Raw genomic sequence first — 16,702 nt, 5'->3', positions numbered from 1 at the left:
CGGTCGGCGTGCTCAGGGAGTCACGACGGCGATCTTGTCGACGTAGTCCTCGGTGACCCAGAGGTTGTCGTCGGGTCCGGCCGTGATGTCGAACGGCCCGGAGATGACGGTCGGCAGCGAGGTCTCGGTGATCGTCCCCGAGGTGGTGACGCTGGCGACGTTGTTGGCGCACTGTTCGACGAACCACAGGTTGTTGTCCGATCCGACGGTGATGCCCCACGGGCAGCTGTCGGGATCGGTGAGCGGGTACTCGGTGAAGGTGCCCGCGGTGGTCATGGAGCTGACCTTGCCGTTGGCGTCGGTGTACCACAGGTTGCCGTCCGGGCCCGTGGTGATCCCGATGGGTATCGCGCCGGAGGACGGGATGGTGAATTCGGTGATCGTCCCCGAGGTGGTGATTCGCCCGATCTTGCCCAGGAGTGCCTCGGTGAACCACAGAGCGCCGTCCGGGCCGGTAGTGATCCGCCAGGGGTAGGTACCCGCGGTGGGCAGCGGGTACTCGGTGATCGTCCCCGAGGTGGTGATCCGCCCGACTTTGTTACCTTCCACCTCGATGAACCACAGAGCGCCGTCCGGGCCGGCGGTGATCCCCCAGGGGTAGGCGCCCGCGGTGGGCAGCGGGTACTCGGTGATCGTCCCCGAGGTGGTGATCCGCCCGATCTTGTTGCCTTCCGCCTCGGTGAACCACAGAGCGCCGTCCGAACCCGCGGTGAGGTGCCCCGGCTGGGAGTCGGTGGTGGGGATGGCGTACGAGGTGAACACGCCCGCCGTGGTGACGCGCCCGATCCTGTTGCCGTAGTTCTCCGCGAACCACACCGCGCCGTCCGGCCCGGTGGCGATCCCGATGGGGGTCGACGGGCTGGTCGGTATCGACAGCTCATTGATCGTCGGTGTCCGCAGGATCTGTGCCGTGCGCCCGGCCTGCGTGGCGAACCGGGGCCGGGGCGCGGGCGGGAAGTGACAGCGGATGCGCCGATGCTGTGGCATCTGCTTGAGCTTGAGGCAGATCTTCACCCATGGACGCGGGAGGGAGGGCCGGTGTGGCGGGGCACCGGAGGCGGACACGGGCATGGGGATGCCCGCCGCCAGGACCAGAGCCATGACCACGAGCGGATATCCCAGGCGCCTTGAGTAGCGATGCATGACGTCCCTTCGAAAAAGAAAGCCCAAAAGGAAGGCGGGTGGACCGCCGGGTGTGTTCGAGCGATGTGAGATCCGCGGCGTCGGAGCGCTGTGAGCGAGAATCTGCGGGCATCGGCACGTACACCCTGAAGGCCCGCTCCGGACGATGTTCGTCACCGCTGTCCGGCCTCGGCGATCCCAATATCCCGCTCGGCCGCCGTTCGCCGCCGATCATCTGCGTCCGTGGCTGGTCATGGAAGCGCCAACTCATCGGCGGCGACCAGGGGCGCGTCCGGTTCCACCGGCGGGCGATCTCAGACGCGTCGGACGCGCGGGCTCCGGGTGGTCCCCGCGGGCGGCAGATCGACTCGATCGGCCGGCGTCATCGTCGTCCTGCGCCGGACGGCGAACCGCCGCTCAGGCGACCGAGTGGGTGATGACGCCGCTGTAGACGCCCGTGGCGGCGGCGGCCGAGACGGTGACGACGAGTGTCGGCGCCCAACTCGTGGAGGTGGGCAGAGATAGCGGCTTGCGTCCACTGAAGGCGGTCACCGACGTGGACAGGGGCACCGCCTGGGCCGCGGTGGTCTGTCCGGGAGTGCGGTTGCCGCCACCCGATGAATCGGTGACCGTGCCTGACCAGTAGGAGATGTTGGCTTTTGTGATGGTCTGCGCCGGTGATCCGCCGCCGGTGGTGAAGTTCGTGGCCGACACGGTCGCCGTCCAAGGTGGCATTCCGCCCCGGGTGTCGACCACGGTCACCGTGCCCAGAGAGGCGCTGATCGTGTCGCCCGCGGCGCCGCTGCCGAGATTCGCCGAGGCGGGCACGGTGATCGTCAGCGAGTCGGCACGCCAGGCGACCGTCGCGCCGGTTACGGCTCCGGAGGTCGGGACACCGGGAGCGCCGAGGGCCAGCGGCAGGGCGATCGCCGCCACCAGCGACAGGGGGGTCCGCGCGACGAAGCTGCCGGCCCGGCTCTTCCTCATGGCGATTCCTCACATGTGAGTCGTGGGCGATGCACGTGGAGCATCCGTTCGGTGACGCACGGAAACCGATGGCAGCCTAGATCACACGATTCGGGGGATGTTCTCCAAACTCGTCCGTGGGCGGTAAGTCCCTGGCAAAGGCATCGCGGGAAACCTCGCGCCGACGCGGCCGGGCAGGTCGGCCGGTACCGGTGAAAGACCGGCCCCGGCGAGAGAGGTGGCGAGAGGGTCCGCCTGGTCCAGTCACCCGACCGGTTCGTCCGCACGCCCTTTCCGACGATCAGGTCACCGATCCGATAATTACCGGTAGTCATCATGTGATCACCAAATGTTTCCAGATGCCTCCGGAGACGGCTCTCGAAAACCGATCGCCACGCAAGATGTGATCACGTAAGAACGGCCCGGCCCAGCGGCGAAAGTCCGGCGGAGGAGATCAGCAGTGTCCAGAAACCGTCTTTGTATTCCCCTGGCAGGTATCGCCGGAGTGGTGGCGGCCATGATGACGGCTCCGTCCTCCCAGGCCGACACCTGCCCCGCGTCGACCACCTGTTCCACCACGGTGACCTTCACGGTGACCGCCCCGAACGGGCTGACGATCACCGTTCCCAATGGCCCGGTCAGCGTTGGAAGCGGCACGCCGGGCAACCAGATCAGCGGGCAGCTCGGCTCGATCACGGTGTCCGACCAGCGTGCCGCGCTCACCGCGACCTGGATCGCGACGGTCATCGCGGCCTCGGGGGGCTTCACCACGGGAGGCGGCACGGCCGCCGAGACCATTGCCACCGCCAACGTCTCCTACTGGTCCGGCCCCGCGACCGCCACCACCGGCACCGGCACCTTCGCTCCCGGCCAGGCCAACGCGGCGGCCGCGCAGACGCTGAGCGCGTCGCGCACCGCCTTCAGCAAGACGACCGGCTCCGGCAACAACTCCGCCACCTGGAACCCGACCATCGTCATCAGCGTTCCCGCCCAGGCCGTGACCGGCACCTACACCGGCACGGTGAGCCACTCCGTTGCCTAGCCCACTGCTGCGGCGGCTCGTCTCGGCGGCGCTGCTCGCGCTCCTGTCGCACACGATGATCGGTGCTCCGGCGAGCGCGGGCACCGGGCACCGGGAGGCGCGTCCGGCCGACGAGGCATTCCTCGGCATCAGGTTGCTGGAGATTCCCGCCAACCGGATGGACGATCCGCGATCACATGCCTTCATCGTCGACCATGTCAATCCCGGCACCACCTTCACCCGGCGTTTCGAGGTCTACAGCACCTCGGCCAAGCCCCAGCACGTGCGGCTGTATGCCGGCGCGGCCGATATCCGCGGTGCCCGCTTCACCTTCGCACCGGGCCGCACCCCCAATGAGCTGAGCTCATGGATCACGCTCAACCGCCCCGCGGCCGACCTGCCGGCACACGGCAGCGCACCGGTCAAGGCCACCATCGCCGTGCCGGCGTGGGCGACCAAGGCGGAGCGGTACGCCGTCATCTGGGCAGAGGTCTCCTCGGCCGGCCCGGACCCGAGAGGCAACGTCGCACTCGTCAACCGCGTCGGGATCCGCGTCTATCTCGACGTCGGTCCGGGCGGTGAACCGCCCTCGGACTTCCGGATCGGCGGGATAGTCCCGCAGCGAACCGGAGACGGGCAGCCGAAGGTCGTGGCAACCGTCGCCAACACCGGCCGACGCGCCATCGACGTCGAGGGACAGCTGACCCTGTCAGCAGGGCCCAGCTCGCTGAGCGCCGGCCCCTTCCCGACCGACCGCGACACGACCCTGGCGCCCGGCGAGCAGGGAGAGGTCACCGTACTGCTGGGCAAGGTCCTCCCCGACGGACCGTGGAAGTTCCGCCTCGCCCTCCGGGGCGGCCGGATCGGGCACACCGCGACCGGAACGCTCACCTTCCCCGCCAAGCCCGGCAGCTGGGGCCCACCGGCGTCGTTGGACTCCCCACTGACGCTGGCCCTCTCGCTCGCCGGGCTGGTGGCCCTTGTCGCCGCGGTGATCCTCCTCATCGGCCTCCGTCGTCTCCGCGCACGTCAGCGGATCCCGGCCGCCGGTCATCTCCGCGGCGACCTCGTCTGACGTCGGCCGACGTACCGCGCCGACGGCCGGACGACAGTGACCGGCCCCGAGGACACGGAACCGCCCGCGGCCCGGGCCGGGTCTCTCCCGTGACGTACGAGGAAGGAGACCACGGCGCCGGGCGCGGGCAGTGGCAGCTACTTGGCGTCGACGATCATGCCGGCGCCGACGGTGTTGTTGGTGGCCTCGTCCACGAGGATGAAACCACCGGTGAGGCGGTTGCGGGCGTAGTCGTCCACGAACAGGGGCTGGGTGACGCGGAGCGAGACGCGTCCGATCTCGTTGAGACCGAGCGAGGAGGCGGCCTCGTCCCGGTGCAGGGTGTTGACGTCCAGCCGGTAGTGCAGGTCCTTGACCAGGACGCGGGCCGTACGGGTGGTGTGCTTGATGGTCAGCTTGGCGCGCGGGGCCAGCTTGCTGGAATCCGTCATCCAGCAGATCATCGCCTCCAGCTCCTGGGAGACGTGCGGCTGGTTGTTCGGGCGGCAGATCATGTCGCCGCGCGAGATGTCGATGTCGTCCTCCAGCCGGAGGGTCACCGACATCGGCGGGAACGCCTCGTCGACCGGTCCGTCGAAGGTGTCGATCGACGCGATGCGCGTGGCCAGGCCCGAAGGCAGGTGCATGACCTCGTCCCCCGGCTTCAGCACGCCTCCGGCGACCTGACCGGCGTAGCCTCGGTAGTCGTGGAAGGCCGGGTCGGTGGCCCGCTGCGGGCGGATGACGTACTGCACGGGGAAGCGCACGTCGACCAGGTTGCGGTCGGAGGCGATGTGCACGTGCTCCAGGTGGTGCAGGAGCGAGGACCCGTTGTACCAGGGGGTGTTCTCCGAGCGCGCCACCACGTTGTCACCGTGCAGCGCCGAGATCGGGATGAACGTCAGGTCCGGCGCGTTCAGCTTGGAGGCGAAGGCGGTGAACTCCTCGCGGATCTCCTCGAACCGCTCCTGCGAGTAGTCGACCAGGTCCATCTTGTTGACGGCCAGGACCAGGTGCGGCACCCGCAGCAGCGTGGTGAGGAAGGCGTGCCGCCGCGACTGCTCCAGCACGCCCTTGCGCGCGTCGATCAGGACGATCGCCAGGTCGGCGGTGGAGGCACCGGTGACCATGTTCCGGGTGTACTGGATGTGCCCGGGGGTGTCGGCGATGATGAACTTGCGCTTGGGAGTGGCGAAGTAGCGGTAGGCCACGTCGATGGTGATGCCCTGCTCCCGCTCGGCCCGCAGGCCGTCGGTGAGCAGCGACAGGTCGGTGTACTCGGTGCCGCGGTCCCGGGAGGTGCGCTCGACGGCCTCCAGCTGGTCCTCGAAGATCGCCTTGGAGTCGAAGAGCAACCGCCCGATGAGCGTCGACTTTCCGTCGTCGACGCTTCCCGCCGTGGCAAAGCGAAGGATGTCCATCAGAGGTGCTCTCCAGAGGTCGTACGGCTCGCGGCGCGGGACCGCGCGGGAAGAAGGGAGACGGGAGGGTGGGTGAGCACTAGAAGTAGCCCTCCCGCTTGCGGTCCTCCATGGACGCCTCGGAGGCGCGGTCGTCGGCGCGGGTGGCGCCGCGCTCGGTGATCCGGCTCACCGCGATCTCCTCGATGATCGCCTCGACCGTCGCGGCACCCGACTGGACCGCGCCGGTGCAGGTCACGTCGCCGACCGTGCGGTAGCGGACCGTCATCTCCTGGAGCGGCTCGTCCTCGTCGCGGATGATGAACTCACTGTCGGCCAGCAGCATGCCGTCGCGCTCGAACACCTTGCGGGTGTGGGCGTAGTAGATCGAGGGGATCTCGATGCCCTCGCGCCGGATGTAGTCCCAGATGTCGAGCTCGGTCCAGTTGGACAGCGGGAACACCCGGATGTGCTCGCCCTTGCGGATCCTGGCGTTGTAGAGGTTCCACAGCTCGGGACGCTGGTTCTTGGGGTCCCACTGGCCGAAGTCGTCGCGGAAGGAGAACACCCGCTCCTTGGCGCGGGCCTTCTCCTCGTCGCGGCGGGCACCGCCGAACACGGCGTCGTACTCGTTCTCCTCGATCGCGTCCAGCAGCGTCGTGGTCTGCAGCCGGTTGCGCGAGGCCCTGCGGCCGGTCTCCTCGACGACGCGCCCGGCGTCGATGGAGACCTGGACGCTGGCGACGACCAGGCGCGCGCCCAGCTGCGCGGCGCGGCGGTCCCGGAACTCGATGACCTCTGTGAAGTTGTGGCCGGTGTCGACGTGCATCAGTGGGAAGGGAATCGGCGCGGGCCAGAACGCCTTCTCCGCGATGCGGAGCATGACGATGGAGTCCTTACCACCGGAGAAGAGCAGACAGGGACGCTCGAACTCGGCCGCGACCTCACGCATGATGTGGATCGCCTCTGCCTCGAGGACGTCGAGCTGCGACGTGGTGTAGTCGCGCTGAAGCATCAAACTCTCCTAGCGGGGATTAGCGGTGCAGATCCCGGATTCCAGCGAGCAACGTCGGCGCCAGTCCCGGTAGGGATACAAGGATATCCGGCAATGAGGGGTCGGGCTGGTTGTAGGCCAGCTGCGAGCCGTCGATGCGGCTGGCGTGGGCCCCCGCGGCGAGGGCCACCGCGACGGGCGCGGCGGAATCCCACTCGTACTGGCCTCCGGCGTGCACGTAGGCCTCGACCGCTCCGGTGAGCACCGCGGAGATCTTGGCACCGGCCGACCCGATCGGTACCAGGTCCGCGCCGACGAGAGCCGCCAGCTTCTGGACGAACTCCGGCGGGCGGGTCCTGCTGACCGCGATCCGCGGCCTGGCGCCCGCCTCGGAGGCGGGCCGCACCGGAGGTTCGGCGGTGGAGAGTGTACGGCCCTGGGCCGGTAGCGCGACGGCACCGGCCGTCAGCGTGCCACGCTCCCAGAGCGCCACGTGGACCGCCCAGTCCGCACGGCCCTCCTCGGCGAACTCTCGGGTGCCGTCCAGCGGGTCGACGATCCAGACCCGCTCGGCACGGAGCCTGCGCGGGTCGAGCCGCTCCTCGCTGGTCGCCTCCTCGGACAGCACGCTGTCGTCCGGGCGCAGCCGCGCCAGGGCCTCCATCAGGAACAGGTGAGAGGCGATGTCACCCTCCTTGCGCAGTTCGGAGGGGTTGTCGAAACCCCGCTCCGCGCGCAGGGCCGCCAGCTTCTCGCCGGCCGTCGTCGCCAACTCCGCGGCGAGTGTGTGATCGTCGCGAACGGTCATCAGTATGCTCCAGTTCCTCGCGCGACAGCCGACCAGGTCTTCCACAGGATCTGCAGGTCCAGCATGAGAGACCAGCTCTCCACGTAACGTAGGTCCAACCGTACCGATTCCTCCCAGGACAGGTCAGAGCGACCGCTCACCTGCCACAGACCGGTCATGCCCGGCTTGACCAGCAACCGGCGGCGGACATCGTCACCGTACCCCGCCACCTCCTCCGGTAGTGGCGGCCGGGGGCCCACCAGGGACATGTGTCCCAGCAGCACGTTGATCAGCTGGGGCAGCTCGTCCAGCGAATGGCGGCGCAGCCGGGCACCCAGCGGGGTCACCCTCGGATCGTTCTTGATCTTGAAGAGCGGGCCCTGCCCGTCGCTGGACAGGGTGATCTTCCGGTGCTCGGCGTCGGCGCGCATCGTCCGGAACTTGTAGATCGTGAACTCCGCGCCGTCGCGGCCCACCCTCGTCTGCCGGAAGAACGCCGGCCCCGGCCCGGAGGCCCGCACCGCCGCCGCCACCACCACCAGCAGCGGGAGCAGCACCGCCAGCAGCACCCCGGCGCCGATCCGGTCGAACAGGTTCTTGACCACCTGGCGCAGGCCGGAGATCTCGGGGTGGTCCACGTGCAGCAGCGGCAGCCCCGCCGCCGGACGGATGGTGATCCGCGGCCCGGCCACCTCCATCAGCGCGGGGGCCACGACCAGGTCCGTGTCGGTCTTCTCCAGCCGCCAGGCCAGTCGCCGCAGCGCCACCCCGTCCATCTCCGGGCAGGCGAGCACGGCCACGGTGTCGGCGTGGACCTGCCCGACCGCGAGCGCGACGTCGGAGAGGTCACCGAGAACCGGTACGCCCTCCACGTCGCCCATCCCGTCGCGCGGAGCACAGGCCCCGACGACCTCCATGCCGTGGTAGCGCTCCCGGCGGAACCTGCGGACCAGCTCGCTGATCGCCACCCGATGGCCCACCGCCACCACCCGCCGCATGCACCTGCCCCGGGCCCGCCTGCGGTGCAGGGAGCGGCGCAGCCCGTACCGCGTCAGGAGGGTGAGCAGCGTCGTCAGCGGGAGTGCCAGCACCACGTAGCCGCGGGCCACATCGGTCTTGGTGAGGTAGGCGCCGACGGCGAGGGCTGCGGTGAGCATGAAGCCGCACTGGAGGATCCGCTGGAACTCCTCCGAGCCCAGGCCGATGAGCCGAGGCTCGTAGGCGCGGTTCAGCGCGACCACGCAGACCCAGACGGCGGGCAGGGCGGCGCTCAGCATGACGTACGGGAGAACGTAGGCGGTAACCTCGCCGAATCGAACGAGCAGCGCGAGAGCTCCGGCCAGGGCGGCGCAGACGGTGTCGGCGGCGAGGGCCATCGCGCGGTGCCCCCGCACCCAGTCCGGCATCTGACGGCGCGAGACCGGCACGGCTCCGGACCCGGCCTGGACTGCGGTCACGTCGCGCACGCGCTCCCCCTGCGTAACCGTTCACGGACAGACAGTTACGTAATGGTAGCGGCGACAAGAGAGGCCCGAAGGTTGAAGACCGAAACGTACATCTCTGTGGATGTCGAGGCCGATGGCCCCATTCCGGGACCGTATTCAATGGTCAGCTTTGGTATGGCGGTGGCCGGGCGGATGACCGGAAAGGTCTTCGAACCGGTCGATCCGCAGACCCGTACGTTCTACGCGGAGCTGCGGCCGATCAGCGACGACCATGTGCCCGAGGCGCTCGCGGTGAGCGGGCTCGACCGGGAGACGCTGATCCGCGAGGGCCGCGACCCGGCCGAAGCGATGCGGGAGGCCGCCGCGTGGATCCGCGACGCGTGCGGGAACAGCACACCGGTACTGGCGGCCTACCCGCTCTCCTACGACTGGATGTGGATTTATTGGTACTTCATGCGATTCGCCGGTGTCTCACCGTTCGGGCACTCGCGCTGCATCGACATGAAGACGCTGTACGCGGCCAAGGCGGGAGTGCCGATCGGCTGGGCGACCAAGCGGCAGATGCCCAGGCACCTGCTCTCCCAGCGGCCGCACACGCACAACGCCCTGGACGACGCGATCGAGCAGGCCGAACTCCTCCAGAACCTGATGGCCCTGACCCCACGCCCATCGCCGCACCGGAAGTCCCGTGAGGACGTGCCTACGAGTCGCCCCAGGAAGCATCACGAGGACGAGCCCACGCTCCCTCCCCGAGGGGACTCCCCGTGAGGCCGCGCCGGGGACTGGACTGAGGAGAGCGGGGTCGTGAGGAACGAGCGACCCCGGTCGACGAGGGAAGGAGCCGGACAAGAGCGGCCGAACCGCGACGCGTCAGCGTCGCCATGTAACAGCCGAACCGCGACGCGTTAGCGTCGCCATTAACTGGAGATGTTCAGGTCGCCGGCGTGGAAGGCGTTCTGGGTCGGCTCCAGGCCGACCCTGATCAGCGACTCCACCACGTCGGCCGCACGGTCGACCAGGAACCCGAGATCCTTGCGCTCGGCGGTGGCGAAGTCACGCAGGACATAGGTCGCGGCGTCCATCCGGCCCGGCGGGCGGCCGATGCCGAACCGGACCCGCAGGTAGTCCTTGGTGGCCAGCGACTTGGTGATCGACTTCAGCCCGTTGTGACCGTTGTCACCGCCGCCCAGCTTGGCCCTCAGCGCGCCGTACGGGATGTCCAGCTCGTCGTGGACCACGATCACGCGGGCCGGGTCGACCTTGTAGAAGTCGGCCAGGGCCTTGACCGGTCCGCCGGACAGGTTCATGAAGGACAGCGGCTTGGCCAGCACCGCGGGGACACCCGCCAGGCGGCCCTCCAGCACCTCCGAGCGCGACCTGTGCGCCTTGAAGCGCCCGCCGGCGCGCGCGGCCAGCTCGTCCAGGACCATGAACCCCGCGTTGTGCCGGTTTCCTACGTACTCCGGCCCGGGGTTTCCCAGGCCCACGACCAGCCAGCGGTCCACGATCGGCATCCCCTTCATACGCGCGTCAGGGCGGCCCGGGAACGGGCCGCCCTGACAGATCTAGCAGAGAAAACTACTCGGCGCTCTCGGCGCTCTCGCCCTCGGCCGGAGCGGCCTCGACGGCCTCGCCCTCGGCCGCGGGCTCGGCGGTCGGGGCCGCGGAGACGATCAGGACCAGCACCTCAGGGTCGGCGGCGAGGCTCGTGCCCTTGGGCAGCTTCAGGTCGGCGGCGGTGATCTGGGCGCCGACCTCCAGGCCCTCGACGTCGACCTCGACGCCCTCGGGGATGTGGGTGGCCTCGGTCTCGACCGAGACGGAGACGAGCTGCTGGTCGAGGATGCCGTCGGCGACCTCGCCGGTCACGACGACGGGAATGTCGACGGTGACCTTCTCGCCGCGCCTGACGAGCAGGAGGTCGACGTGCTCGAGGAAGCCCTTGATCGGGTCGCGCTGGACACCCTTGGGCAGCGCGAGCTCGTCGACCGCACCCTCAAGGCGGATCAGCACGTTCGGCGTACGCAGGGCGAGCAGCAGCTCGTGACCCGGCAGGGACAGGTGCCTCGGCTCGGAGCCGTGTCCGTAGAGGACGACGGGGACCTTGTCCTCGCGACGGATCTTGCGGGCGGCGCCCTTGCCGAACCTGTCGCGGAGCTCGGTGGTGATTACCACTTCGGACATGCTGATCTCCTAGGGATCTCAAGAATCGGAAGATGCGCTCCCCCTCACCCGCCCTAGCGGAAGGCGTTACGAACGCAACTTGACAACCCTACCGTGCTTATTGCGACGCTAACGCGTCGCGGTTCGGCCGCTCTTACCCGGCTCCTTCCCTCGTCGAGGGAGGTCGCTCGTTCCTCGCGACCTCCCTCTCCTCAGTCCAGTCGCCGGCGCGGCCTCACAGGGAGTCCCTCAGGGACGGAGCACGGACACGTCCCCAGGGTGGGTGGACGGCACGTCCCCGAGGGGGAAGGTGATGTTCGGCGGGGAAGGTGACGAGTAACTAGCTGTCGCCTTCGAAGAGGCTGGTCACCGAGCCGTCGCTGAAGACCTCGTTGATCGCGCGGGCGATCAGCGGGGCGATCGACAGGACCGTGAGCTTGTCGAACCTCTTCTCCTCGGGGAGCGGCAACGTGTTGGTGACGATGACCTCGGAGACCCTGGAGTTCTTCAGCCGGTCGACCGCGGGGTCGGAGAAGACCGCGTGGGTGGCCGCCACGACCACGTTGGTGGCGCCCTGCTCGTAGAGGGCGTCGGCCGCCTTGCAGATCGTGCCCGCAGTGTCGATCATGTCGTCGATCAGCACACAGGTCCGGCCCTTCACCCGGCCGACGACCTCGCTCACCTTCACCTGGTTGGCCACGTCGAGGTCGCGGCGCTTGTGGATGAAGGCCAGCGGGGTGCCCAGCGTGTCGGCCCAGCGCTCCGAGAGCCGCACCCGCCCGGTGTCGGGTGAGACGATCGTGGTCGTCTCCAGGTCGAGCTTGTCCTTGAGGTAGTTGACCAGGACGGGCATGGCGAACAGGTGGTCCACCGGGCCGTCGAAGAAGCCCTGGATCTGGGAGGTGTGCAAGTCGATCGACATCAGCCGGTCGGCGCCGGCCGTCTTGAACATGTCGGCCATCAGGCGGGCGGTGATGGGCTCGCGGCCCCGCCCCTTCTTGTCCTGGCGGGCGTAGCCGTAGAACGGCATGATCACGGTGATCCGCTTGGCGGAGGCGCGCTTGAGCGCGTCCACCATGATCAGCTGCTCCATGATCCACTGGTTGATCGGCAGAGTGTGGCTCTGCATGACGAACGCGTCACAGCCACGGACCGACTCCTGGTAACGGGCGTAGATCTCCCCGTTGGCGAAGTCACGCAGCGTGGTCGGCGTCTCCACGATGCCTAGGTGGCTCGCCACCTCGGCTGCCAGCTCCGGATGCGCCCTGCCGGAGAAGAACATCATGTTCTTCTCACCGGTCTTCTTGATGCTGCTCATGCCGTCCCCCCCGCCGGAGAGCACATCGATGTCCGCGCGACGCCGCGCCCACCGGGCCGCTCGCTCCGCTCACTCACGTCTGGCTCCCCTGCTGTTTCCCCGACTCGGCGGCTTTCCGCGCCGCCTGAGCCGATCTGGTGCCCGCGCGCCTGCGCACGACCCACCCTTCGATATTGCGTTGCCGCCCGCGGGCCACCCCGATGCTCCCTGCCGGGACATCTCCGTCGATGACCGAACCCGCGGCCGTATATGCGCCGTCGCCGATGTTGACCGGCGCGACGAGCATGGTGTCGCATCCGACGAAGGCGTGCTCGCCCACCGTCGTGTGATGCTTGTTGACCCCGTCATAGTTGACGAAGATCGCCGAGGCGCCGATGTTGGCGCCCGCACCGATCGTCGCGTCACCCACATAGCTCAGGTGCGGCACCTTCGCACCCTCTCCGACCTGGGCGTTCTTCATCTCGACGTACGTTCCGGCCTTGGCCTTGCGCGCCAGCACGGTGCCGGGGCGCAAATAGGCGTACGGCCCGACCAGGGCCTCGGGGCCGATCACGGCCTCGGTGCAGACGGCGTTGCGCACCAGCGCCCCCTCGCCGACGACGGTGTCGGTCAGCGTGCTGGCGGGACCGACCTCGGCGCCCTCGGCGACCGCCGTACGGCCGTGCAGCTGGGTGCCGGGGTGGATCACCACGTCCCGTTCGAGGGTGACGTCCACATCGATCCAGGTGCTGGCCGGGTCGACCACGGTCACCCCGGCCCGCATGTGCGTCTCCAGCAGGCGCGCGTTGAGGACCTGACGGGCGAAGGCGAGCTGTACACGGTCGTTGACGCCCTCCACCTCCACGTAGTCGGCCGCGACGTGGGCGCCGACCCGGTGGCCGTCCTGGCGCAGGATCGCGAGGACGTCCGTGAGGTACTCCTCGCCCTGGGCGTTGGAGGTGGACACCCGCTTGACCGCGTCGGCCAGCAGGGACCCGTCGAAGGCGTAGACGCCGGAGTTCATCTCCTTGATCGCCCGTTGCGCGGGGTCGGCGTCCTTCTCCTCGACGATCTCCAGGACCGCCCCCGAGGCATCGCGGATGATCCGGCCGTAGCCGTACGGGTCGGGCACCTCGGCCGTCAGCACGGTGACGGCGTTGCCGTCCTCACCGTGCCGTTCGAGCAGGGCCGCGAGGGTCTCGGTGCGCAGCAGCGGCGTATCGCCGTAGGTCACCAGGACGGTGCCGCTGATGGTGCCCACCGTCTCCAGGACGGTACGGACGGCGTGGCCGGTACCCCTCTGCTCGGCCTGCACGACGACCCGCGCGTCAGGGGCGGTGCCGGCCAGGTGTGCCTGGACCCGCTCCCGTTCGTGGCCGATGACAACGATGAGCCGCTCGGGTTCGAGCCCTCTTGCGGCGGCGAGCATATGGTCGACCAGGGTACGGCCGCACAGTTCATGAAGGATCTTCGGTGTTCTCGACTTCATCCGGGTGCCCTCGCCTGCGGCAAGGACAATGACGGCGGCCGGGCGCGGCACACTCACGGACGAGGCTCCCTCGGCGTCGCGGCTGAGACATGACGGAGCACGACGACGGATATCCACCCCCAGGGCATGGCACCGTCACCTGCTCGACAACGTGAGGATACCTTCCCGTTCGGGAACCCACCCAGCCGACTAGCCGAGCCAATAAAGCAGACATAAGAGACGGCTCCGGCACCAGGACTCGAACCTGGACAACAAGGACCAAAACCTTGCGGGCTGCCAATTACCCAATGCCGGATCGGCCAGACAGCGGGGACGACCCCGTACGCCTGGCACCCCTACGATACAGAGCCCGCGGTGTCGAACGCGCGCCGTTTGGGAGCCGCTCTGTCCGCAAAGTCGAGCGGCCCCGGCAACGAGCCTGGGGAACCCGTCGTTTGGCAGGTCAGACACGGGTAGAACAGATTACGAAGCCGCTGCGGCACCAGCCCCGGCGGCCCATCTTCCACACACTTGGTGCTTAGGGATTCCTAACTTACGATGGCGTAGGTTACGGTGGCGTAGCCGCACGTGAATCCTTGCCTTTCCGAGCCACCGCGAGGTAGCGCATGACCGTCATCGAAGAACGCCCTGCTCCGGGCCCCAAACCAGACGTAGACCCAGAGCGGAAGACACTGCCGGAGATCATCACCTTCGGGGTGGTCGTCGGTGCCCCGCTGATCGCCCTGGCCATGGCCGTCCCGTTCGCCTGGGGCTGGGGACTCGGCTGGTCCGACATCGCGATCGCGGCGGTCTTCTACGTGGTCACCGGGCTGGGGGTCACCGTCGGCCTGCACCGCCACTTCACGCACGGCTCGTTCAAGGCCAAGCGTCCGCTGAAGATCGCGCTGGGCATCGCGGGCAGCCTCTCGATGGAGATGTCGGTGCTCGACTGGGTGGCCACCCATCGCAAGCACCACAAGTTCTCCGACAAGGACGGCGACCCGCACTCGCCGTGGCGCTTCGGCACCGGCTTCGTGGCCGTGTCCAAGGGCCTGCTCTGGGCGCACATGGGCTGGCTGTTCGAGGCCGATCGGGCCAACCGTGAGAAGTACGCCCCCGACCTGGTCAAGGACCCGGACATCATCAGGCTGCACAAGTTCTTCCCGGTCCTGGCGATCACCACGATGGTCATGCCCGCCCTGCTGGGCGGCCTGCTGACCTGGTCGTGGTGGGGCATGGTCACCGGTTTCTTCTGGGGCACGCTGGTCCGGATCGGCCTGCTGCACCACGTGACCTGGTCGATCAACTCCATCTGCCACGTCTTCGGCGAGGAGTCCTTCGAATCACGCGACAAGTCCCGCAACGTGTGGTGGCTGGCCATCCCCTCCTTCGGCGAGTCCTGGCACAACCTGCACCACTCCGACCCCACCTGTGCCCGGCACGGCGTGCTGAAGGGGCAGATCGACCTCAGCGCGGGTGTCATCCGCTGGTTCGAGAAGGCAGGCTGGGCCCACGACGTCCGCTGGCCCACCCCCGAACGCATCGCCGCCAAACGCATCGCCGCCTGACCCTCACCCTCTCCTCCCTCCTACCGGGATATGTTCCCTCCCCCGGGGATACCCCTGTGAGGCCGCGCCCGGCCACAGCCCGAGAGACTCCCCTGAGGACGTGCCTGAGACGTCTTCCTTGAGGGACTACCCGTGAGGCCGCGCCGGCGACTGGACTGAGGAGAGGAAGGTCGCGAGGTACGAGCGACCTGCCTCGACGAGGGAAGGAGCCGGGTAAGAGCGGCCTCACCGCGACGCGCTAGCGTCGCAATCAACACAGTGGAGCAGCATTATTAGAACCGTGAGCGAACCCCGACGGCGGATGTCAGGCAAGGAACGCCGGGAACAGTTGATCCAGATCAGCAGGACCCTGTTCGCGGAGAAAGGGTTCGACGGCACATCGGTCGAGGAGATCGCGGCGACCGCCAACGTCTCCAAGCCGGTGGTCTACGAGCACTTCGGCGGCAAGGAGGGCGTGTACGCGGTCGTCATCGACCGGGAGATGCAGAAGCTATTGATCATGGTGACCGAGGCCCTGTCCGCCTCGCACTCGCTGATCAAGCTGGAGCGGGCGGCCCTGGCCCTGCTGGCCTACGTGGAGGAGAACAGCGAGGGTTTCCGCATCCTCGTTCGCGACTCGCACGCCGCCTCGGGGACCGGGACGTTCGCCAGCCTGATCAACGACATCGCCAGCCAGGTCGAGGACGTCATGGTCGACGAGTTCGTCGAACGGGGCTATGACCCCAAACTGGCCCCCATGTACGCCCAGATGCTGGTCGGCATGGTCGCACTGACCGGCCAGTGGTGGCTGGACGTGCGCAGACCGTCGCGCGAGGAGGTCGCCGCACATCTGGTCAACCTGGCTTGGAACGGTCTGACCGGGCTGGACCCGAGCCCTCGGCTCACCGCCTCCTCTCGCGGCCTGGGGCAGCGGCTGGTCCAGGCGCACCAGCGTCCGGCCGACGCCGACCACCATCCACCGGGATCGCGCCCGCAACCCCACCCCGCTGCATCGCGCTCGCCCGCGCCCCAGCCGCCCACGCCCCTGACCGAAAAGGAGCTCCGGGAGCTGGAGAAGGCCCGCGAGCGGGAGCAGAAGGAACAGGAGAAGCTACGCGAGCGCGAACAACGCGAGGCCGAGAAGCTGGCCAGGGAGCAGGAGAAGGCACGGCTCCGCGAGCAGCGGGAGCTGGAGAAGGCCCGCGAGCGGGAGCAGCGGGAGCAGCAGCGGCTGCTGAGGGAGCAGGAGCGGGCCCGCGAGCGGGAGCAGAAGGAGCTGGAGAAGGCGATGCTCCGTGAGGCCAAGGCCGCCGAGCGCGAGGCCGTCAAGCGAGCGAAACTCGTTGGTGAAGAGCAGGAAAAGCTTGAGCCAAGTGAGTAAACAACAACGCCCGTTGAGCCGAAATTAACGTTCCGTTCAACAAAAGCGGGCATTCTG

The 16,702-nt window shown here is 68.5% G+C and carries 15 protein-coding genes and 1 tRNA gene; 5 read left to right on the top strand and 11 right to left on the bottom strand.

Features of this window, described 5'->3' with window-relative positions:
- Positions 1–12 precede the first annotated feature (12 nt).
- A complete protein-coding gene (locus AB0K21_RS17035) occupies positions 13–1,101 on the bottom strand; it encodes a virginiamycin B lyase (protein ID WP_364150881.1) in 1,089 nt (362 codons plus the stop codon).
- 438 nt (positions 1,102–1,539) lie between these two features.
- Positions 1,540–2,109, bottom strand: a complete 570-nt coding sequence (locus AB0K21_RS17030; protein WP_364150878.1) for a hypothetical protein — start codon at positions 2,107–2,109, stop codon at positions 1,540–1,542.
- Positions 2,110–2,605: 496 nt separating this feature from the next.
- On the opposite strand from AB0K21_RS17030, the gene AB0K21_RS17025 reads away from it, so the two are divergent.
- Positions 2,606–3,130 (top strand): hypothetical protein, encoded by a 525-nt coding sequence (locus AB0K21_RS17025; RefSeq protein WP_343962572.1) that lies wholly within the window; start codon positions 2,606–2,608, stop codon positions 3,128–3,130.
- Positions 3,123–4,184, top strand: a complete 1,062-nt coding sequence (locus AB0K21_RS17020; protein ID WP_343962574.1) for a hypothetical protein — start codon at positions 3,123–3,125, stop codon at positions 4,182–4,184. Before AB0K21_RS17025 ends, AB0K21_RS17020 begins: the two co-directional genes overlap by 8 nt.
- Positions 4,185–4,321: 137 nt before the next feature.
- Here AB0K21_RS17020 and cysN read toward each other — a convergent pair whose 3' ends face one another.
- The 4 genes from cysN to AB0K21_RS17000 all read right to left on the bottom strand — a co-directional run bounded on the left by cysN (position 4,322) and on the right by AB0K21_RS17000 (position 8,750).
- The gene (gene cysN, locus AB0K21_RS17015) at positions 4,322–5,584 is read right to left on the bottom strand and encodes a sulfate adenylyltransferase subunit CysN (RefSeq protein ID WP_364150874.1); all 1,263 of its coding nucleotides are present in this window, start codon (positions 5,582–5,584) and stop codon (positions 4,322–4,324) included.
- A gap of 79 nt (positions 5,585–5,663) precedes the next feature.
- Positions 5,664–6,578: a sulfate adenylyltransferase subunit CysD gene (gene cysD, locus AB0K21_RS17010; RefSeq protein ID WP_343962578.1), complete on the bottom strand. Its 915-nt coding sequence runs from the start codon at positions 6,576–6,578 to the stop codon at positions 5,664–5,666.
- Positions 6,579–6,597: 19 nt separating this feature from the next.
- The gene (locus AB0K21_RS17005) at positions 6,598–7,365 is read right to left on the bottom strand and encodes a 3'(2'),5'-bisphosphate nucleotidase CysQ (protein WP_364150871.1); all 768 of its coding nucleotides are present in this window, start codon (positions 7,363–7,365) and stop codon (positions 6,598–6,600) included.
- On the bottom strand, positions 7,365–8,750 hold the full coding sequence (locus tag AB0K21_RS17000; protein WP_364151225.1) for a sugar transferase: 1,386 nt from the start codon (positions 8,748–8,750) through the stop codon (positions 7,365–7,367). The genes AB0K21_RS17005 and AB0K21_RS17000 overlap by 1 nt, the downstream gene beginning before the upstream one ends.
- A gap of 198 nt (positions 8,751–8,948) precedes the next feature.
- Between AB0K21_RS17000 and AB0K21_RS16995 the strand changes: the two genes are divergently transcribed.
- On the top strand, positions 8,949–9,557 hold the full coding sequence (locus AB0K21_RS16995; RefSeq protein WP_364150868.1) for a 3'-5' exoribonuclease: 609 nt from the start codon (positions 8,949–8,951) through the stop codon (positions 9,555–9,557).
- 149 nt (positions 9,558–9,706) lie between these two features.
- Here the strand turns inward: AB0K21_RS16995 and pth are convergent, their stop codons facing one another.
- The 5 genes from pth to AB0K21_RS16970 form a co-directional block, all read right to left on the bottom strand.
- Positions 9,707–10,303 carry an aminoacyl-tRNA hydrolase gene (gene pth / locus AB0K21_RS16990; protein ID WP_343962585.1) on the bottom strand — a complete coding sequence of 199 codons (597 nt, stop codon included), beginning with the start codon at positions 10,301–10,303 and terminating at the stop codon, positions 9,707–9,709.
- Positions 10,304–10,367: 64 nt separating this feature from the next.
- Positions 10,368–10,973: a 50S ribosomal protein L25/general stress protein Ctc gene (locus AB0K21_RS16985; protein WP_343962588.1), complete on the bottom strand. Its 606-nt coding sequence runs from the start codon at positions 10,971–10,973 to the stop codon at positions 10,368–10,370.
- 319 nt (positions 10,974–11,292) lie between these two features.
- Positions 11,293–12,270, bottom strand: a complete 978-nt coding sequence (locus AB0K21_RS16980; RefSeq protein WP_343962590.1) for a ribose-phosphate diphosphokinase — start codon at positions 12,268–12,270, stop codon at positions 11,293–11,295.
- Between the two features lie 73 nt (positions 12,271–12,343).
- Positions 12,344–13,795, bottom strand: coding sequence for a bifunctional UDP-N-acetylglucosamine diphosphorylase/glucosamine-1-phosphate N-acetyltransferase GlmU (glmU, locus tag AB0K21_RS16975; protein ID WP_343962592.1), 1,452 nt, complete (start codon positions 13,793–13,795; stop codon positions 12,344–12,346).
- A 166-nt stretch (positions 13,796–13,961) separates the two neighbouring features.
- Positions 13,962–14,033, bottom strand: a tRNA-Gln gene (locus AB0K21_RS16970).
- Positions 14,034–14,343: 310 nt separating this feature from the next.
- Between AB0K21_RS16970 and AB0K21_RS16965 the strand changes: the two genes are divergently transcribed.
- Both AB0K21_RS16965 and AB0K21_RS16960 read left to right on the top strand, forming a co-directional pair.
- Positions 14,344–15,285: a fatty acid desaturase gene (locus tag AB0K21_RS16965; protein ID WP_343962594.1), complete on the top strand. Its 942-nt coding sequence runs from the start codon at positions 14,344–14,346 to the stop codon at positions 15,283–15,285.
- A 280-nt stretch (positions 15,286–15,565) separates the two neighbouring features.
- The gene (locus tag AB0K21_RS16960; protein ID WP_343962596.1) at positions 15,566–16,645 is read left to right on the top strand and encodes a TetR family transcriptional regulator; all 1,080 of its coding nucleotides are present in this window, start codon (positions 15,566–15,568) and stop codon (positions 16,643–16,645) included.
- Positions 16,646–16,702 lie beyond the last annotated feature (57 nt).

Origin of the sequence: Streptosporangium sp. NPDC049248, assembly GCF_040678965.1 — a bacterium.
Classification (GTDB): Bacteria; Actinomycetota; Actinomycetes; order Streptosporangiales; family Streptosporangiaceae; genus Streptosporangium; species Streptosporangium fukuiense.
This window is presented reverse-complemented; position numbering and strand designations above follow the sequence as displayed.

Excerpts from the sequence above, each read along its gene's own strand:
- AB0K21_RS17035 (WP_364150881.1), bottom strand. The coding sequence starts at position 1,101 with ATGGCTCTGGTCCTGGCGGCGGGCATCCCCATGCCCGTGTCCGCCTCC.
- AB0K21_RS17030 (WP_364150878.1), bottom strand. The coding sequence starts at position 2,109 with ATGAGGAAGAGCCGGGCCGGCAGCTTCGTCGCGCGGACCCCCCTGTCG.
- AB0K21_RS17025 (WP_343962572.1), top strand. The coding sequence starts at position 2,606 with ATGATGACGGCTCCGTCCTCCCAGGCCGACACCTGCCCCGCGTCGACC.
- cysN (WP_364150874.1), bottom strand. The coding sequence starts at position 5,584 with ATGGACATCCTTCGCTTTGCCACGGCGGGAAGCGTCGACGACGGAAAG.
- cysD (WP_343962578.1), bottom strand. The coding sequence starts at position 6,578 with ATGCTTCAGCGCGACTACACCACGTCGCAGCTCGACGTCCTCGAGGCA.
- AB0K21_RS17005 (WP_364150871.1), bottom strand. The coding sequence starts at position 7,365 with ATGACCGTTCGCGACGATCACACACTCGCCGCGGAGTTGGCGACGACG.
- AB0K21_RS17000 (WP_364151225.1), bottom strand. The coding sequence starts at position 8,750 with ATGCCGGACTGGGTGCGGGGGCACCGCGCGATGGCCCTCGCCGCCGAC.
- AB0K21_RS16995 (WP_364150868.1), top strand. The coding sequence starts at position 8,949 with ATGGTCAGCTTTGGTATGGCGGTGGCCGGGCGGATGACCGGAAAGGTC.
- pth (WP_343962585.1), bottom strand. The coding sequence starts at position 10,303 with ATGCCGATCGTGGACCGCTGGCTGGTCGTGGGCCTGGGAAACCCCGGG.
- AB0K21_RS16985 (WP_343962588.1), bottom strand. The coding sequence starts at position 10,973 with ATGTCCGAAGTGGTAATCACCACCGAGCTCCGCGACAGGTTCGGCAAG.
- AB0K21_RS16980 (WP_343962590.1), bottom strand. The coding sequence starts at position 12,270 with ATGAGCAGCATCAAGAAGACCGGTGAGAAGAACATGATGTTCTTCTCC.
- AB0K21_RS16965 (WP_343962594.1), top strand. The coding sequence starts at position 14,344 with ATGACCGTCATCGAAGAACGCCCTGCTCCGGGCCCCAAACCAGACGTA.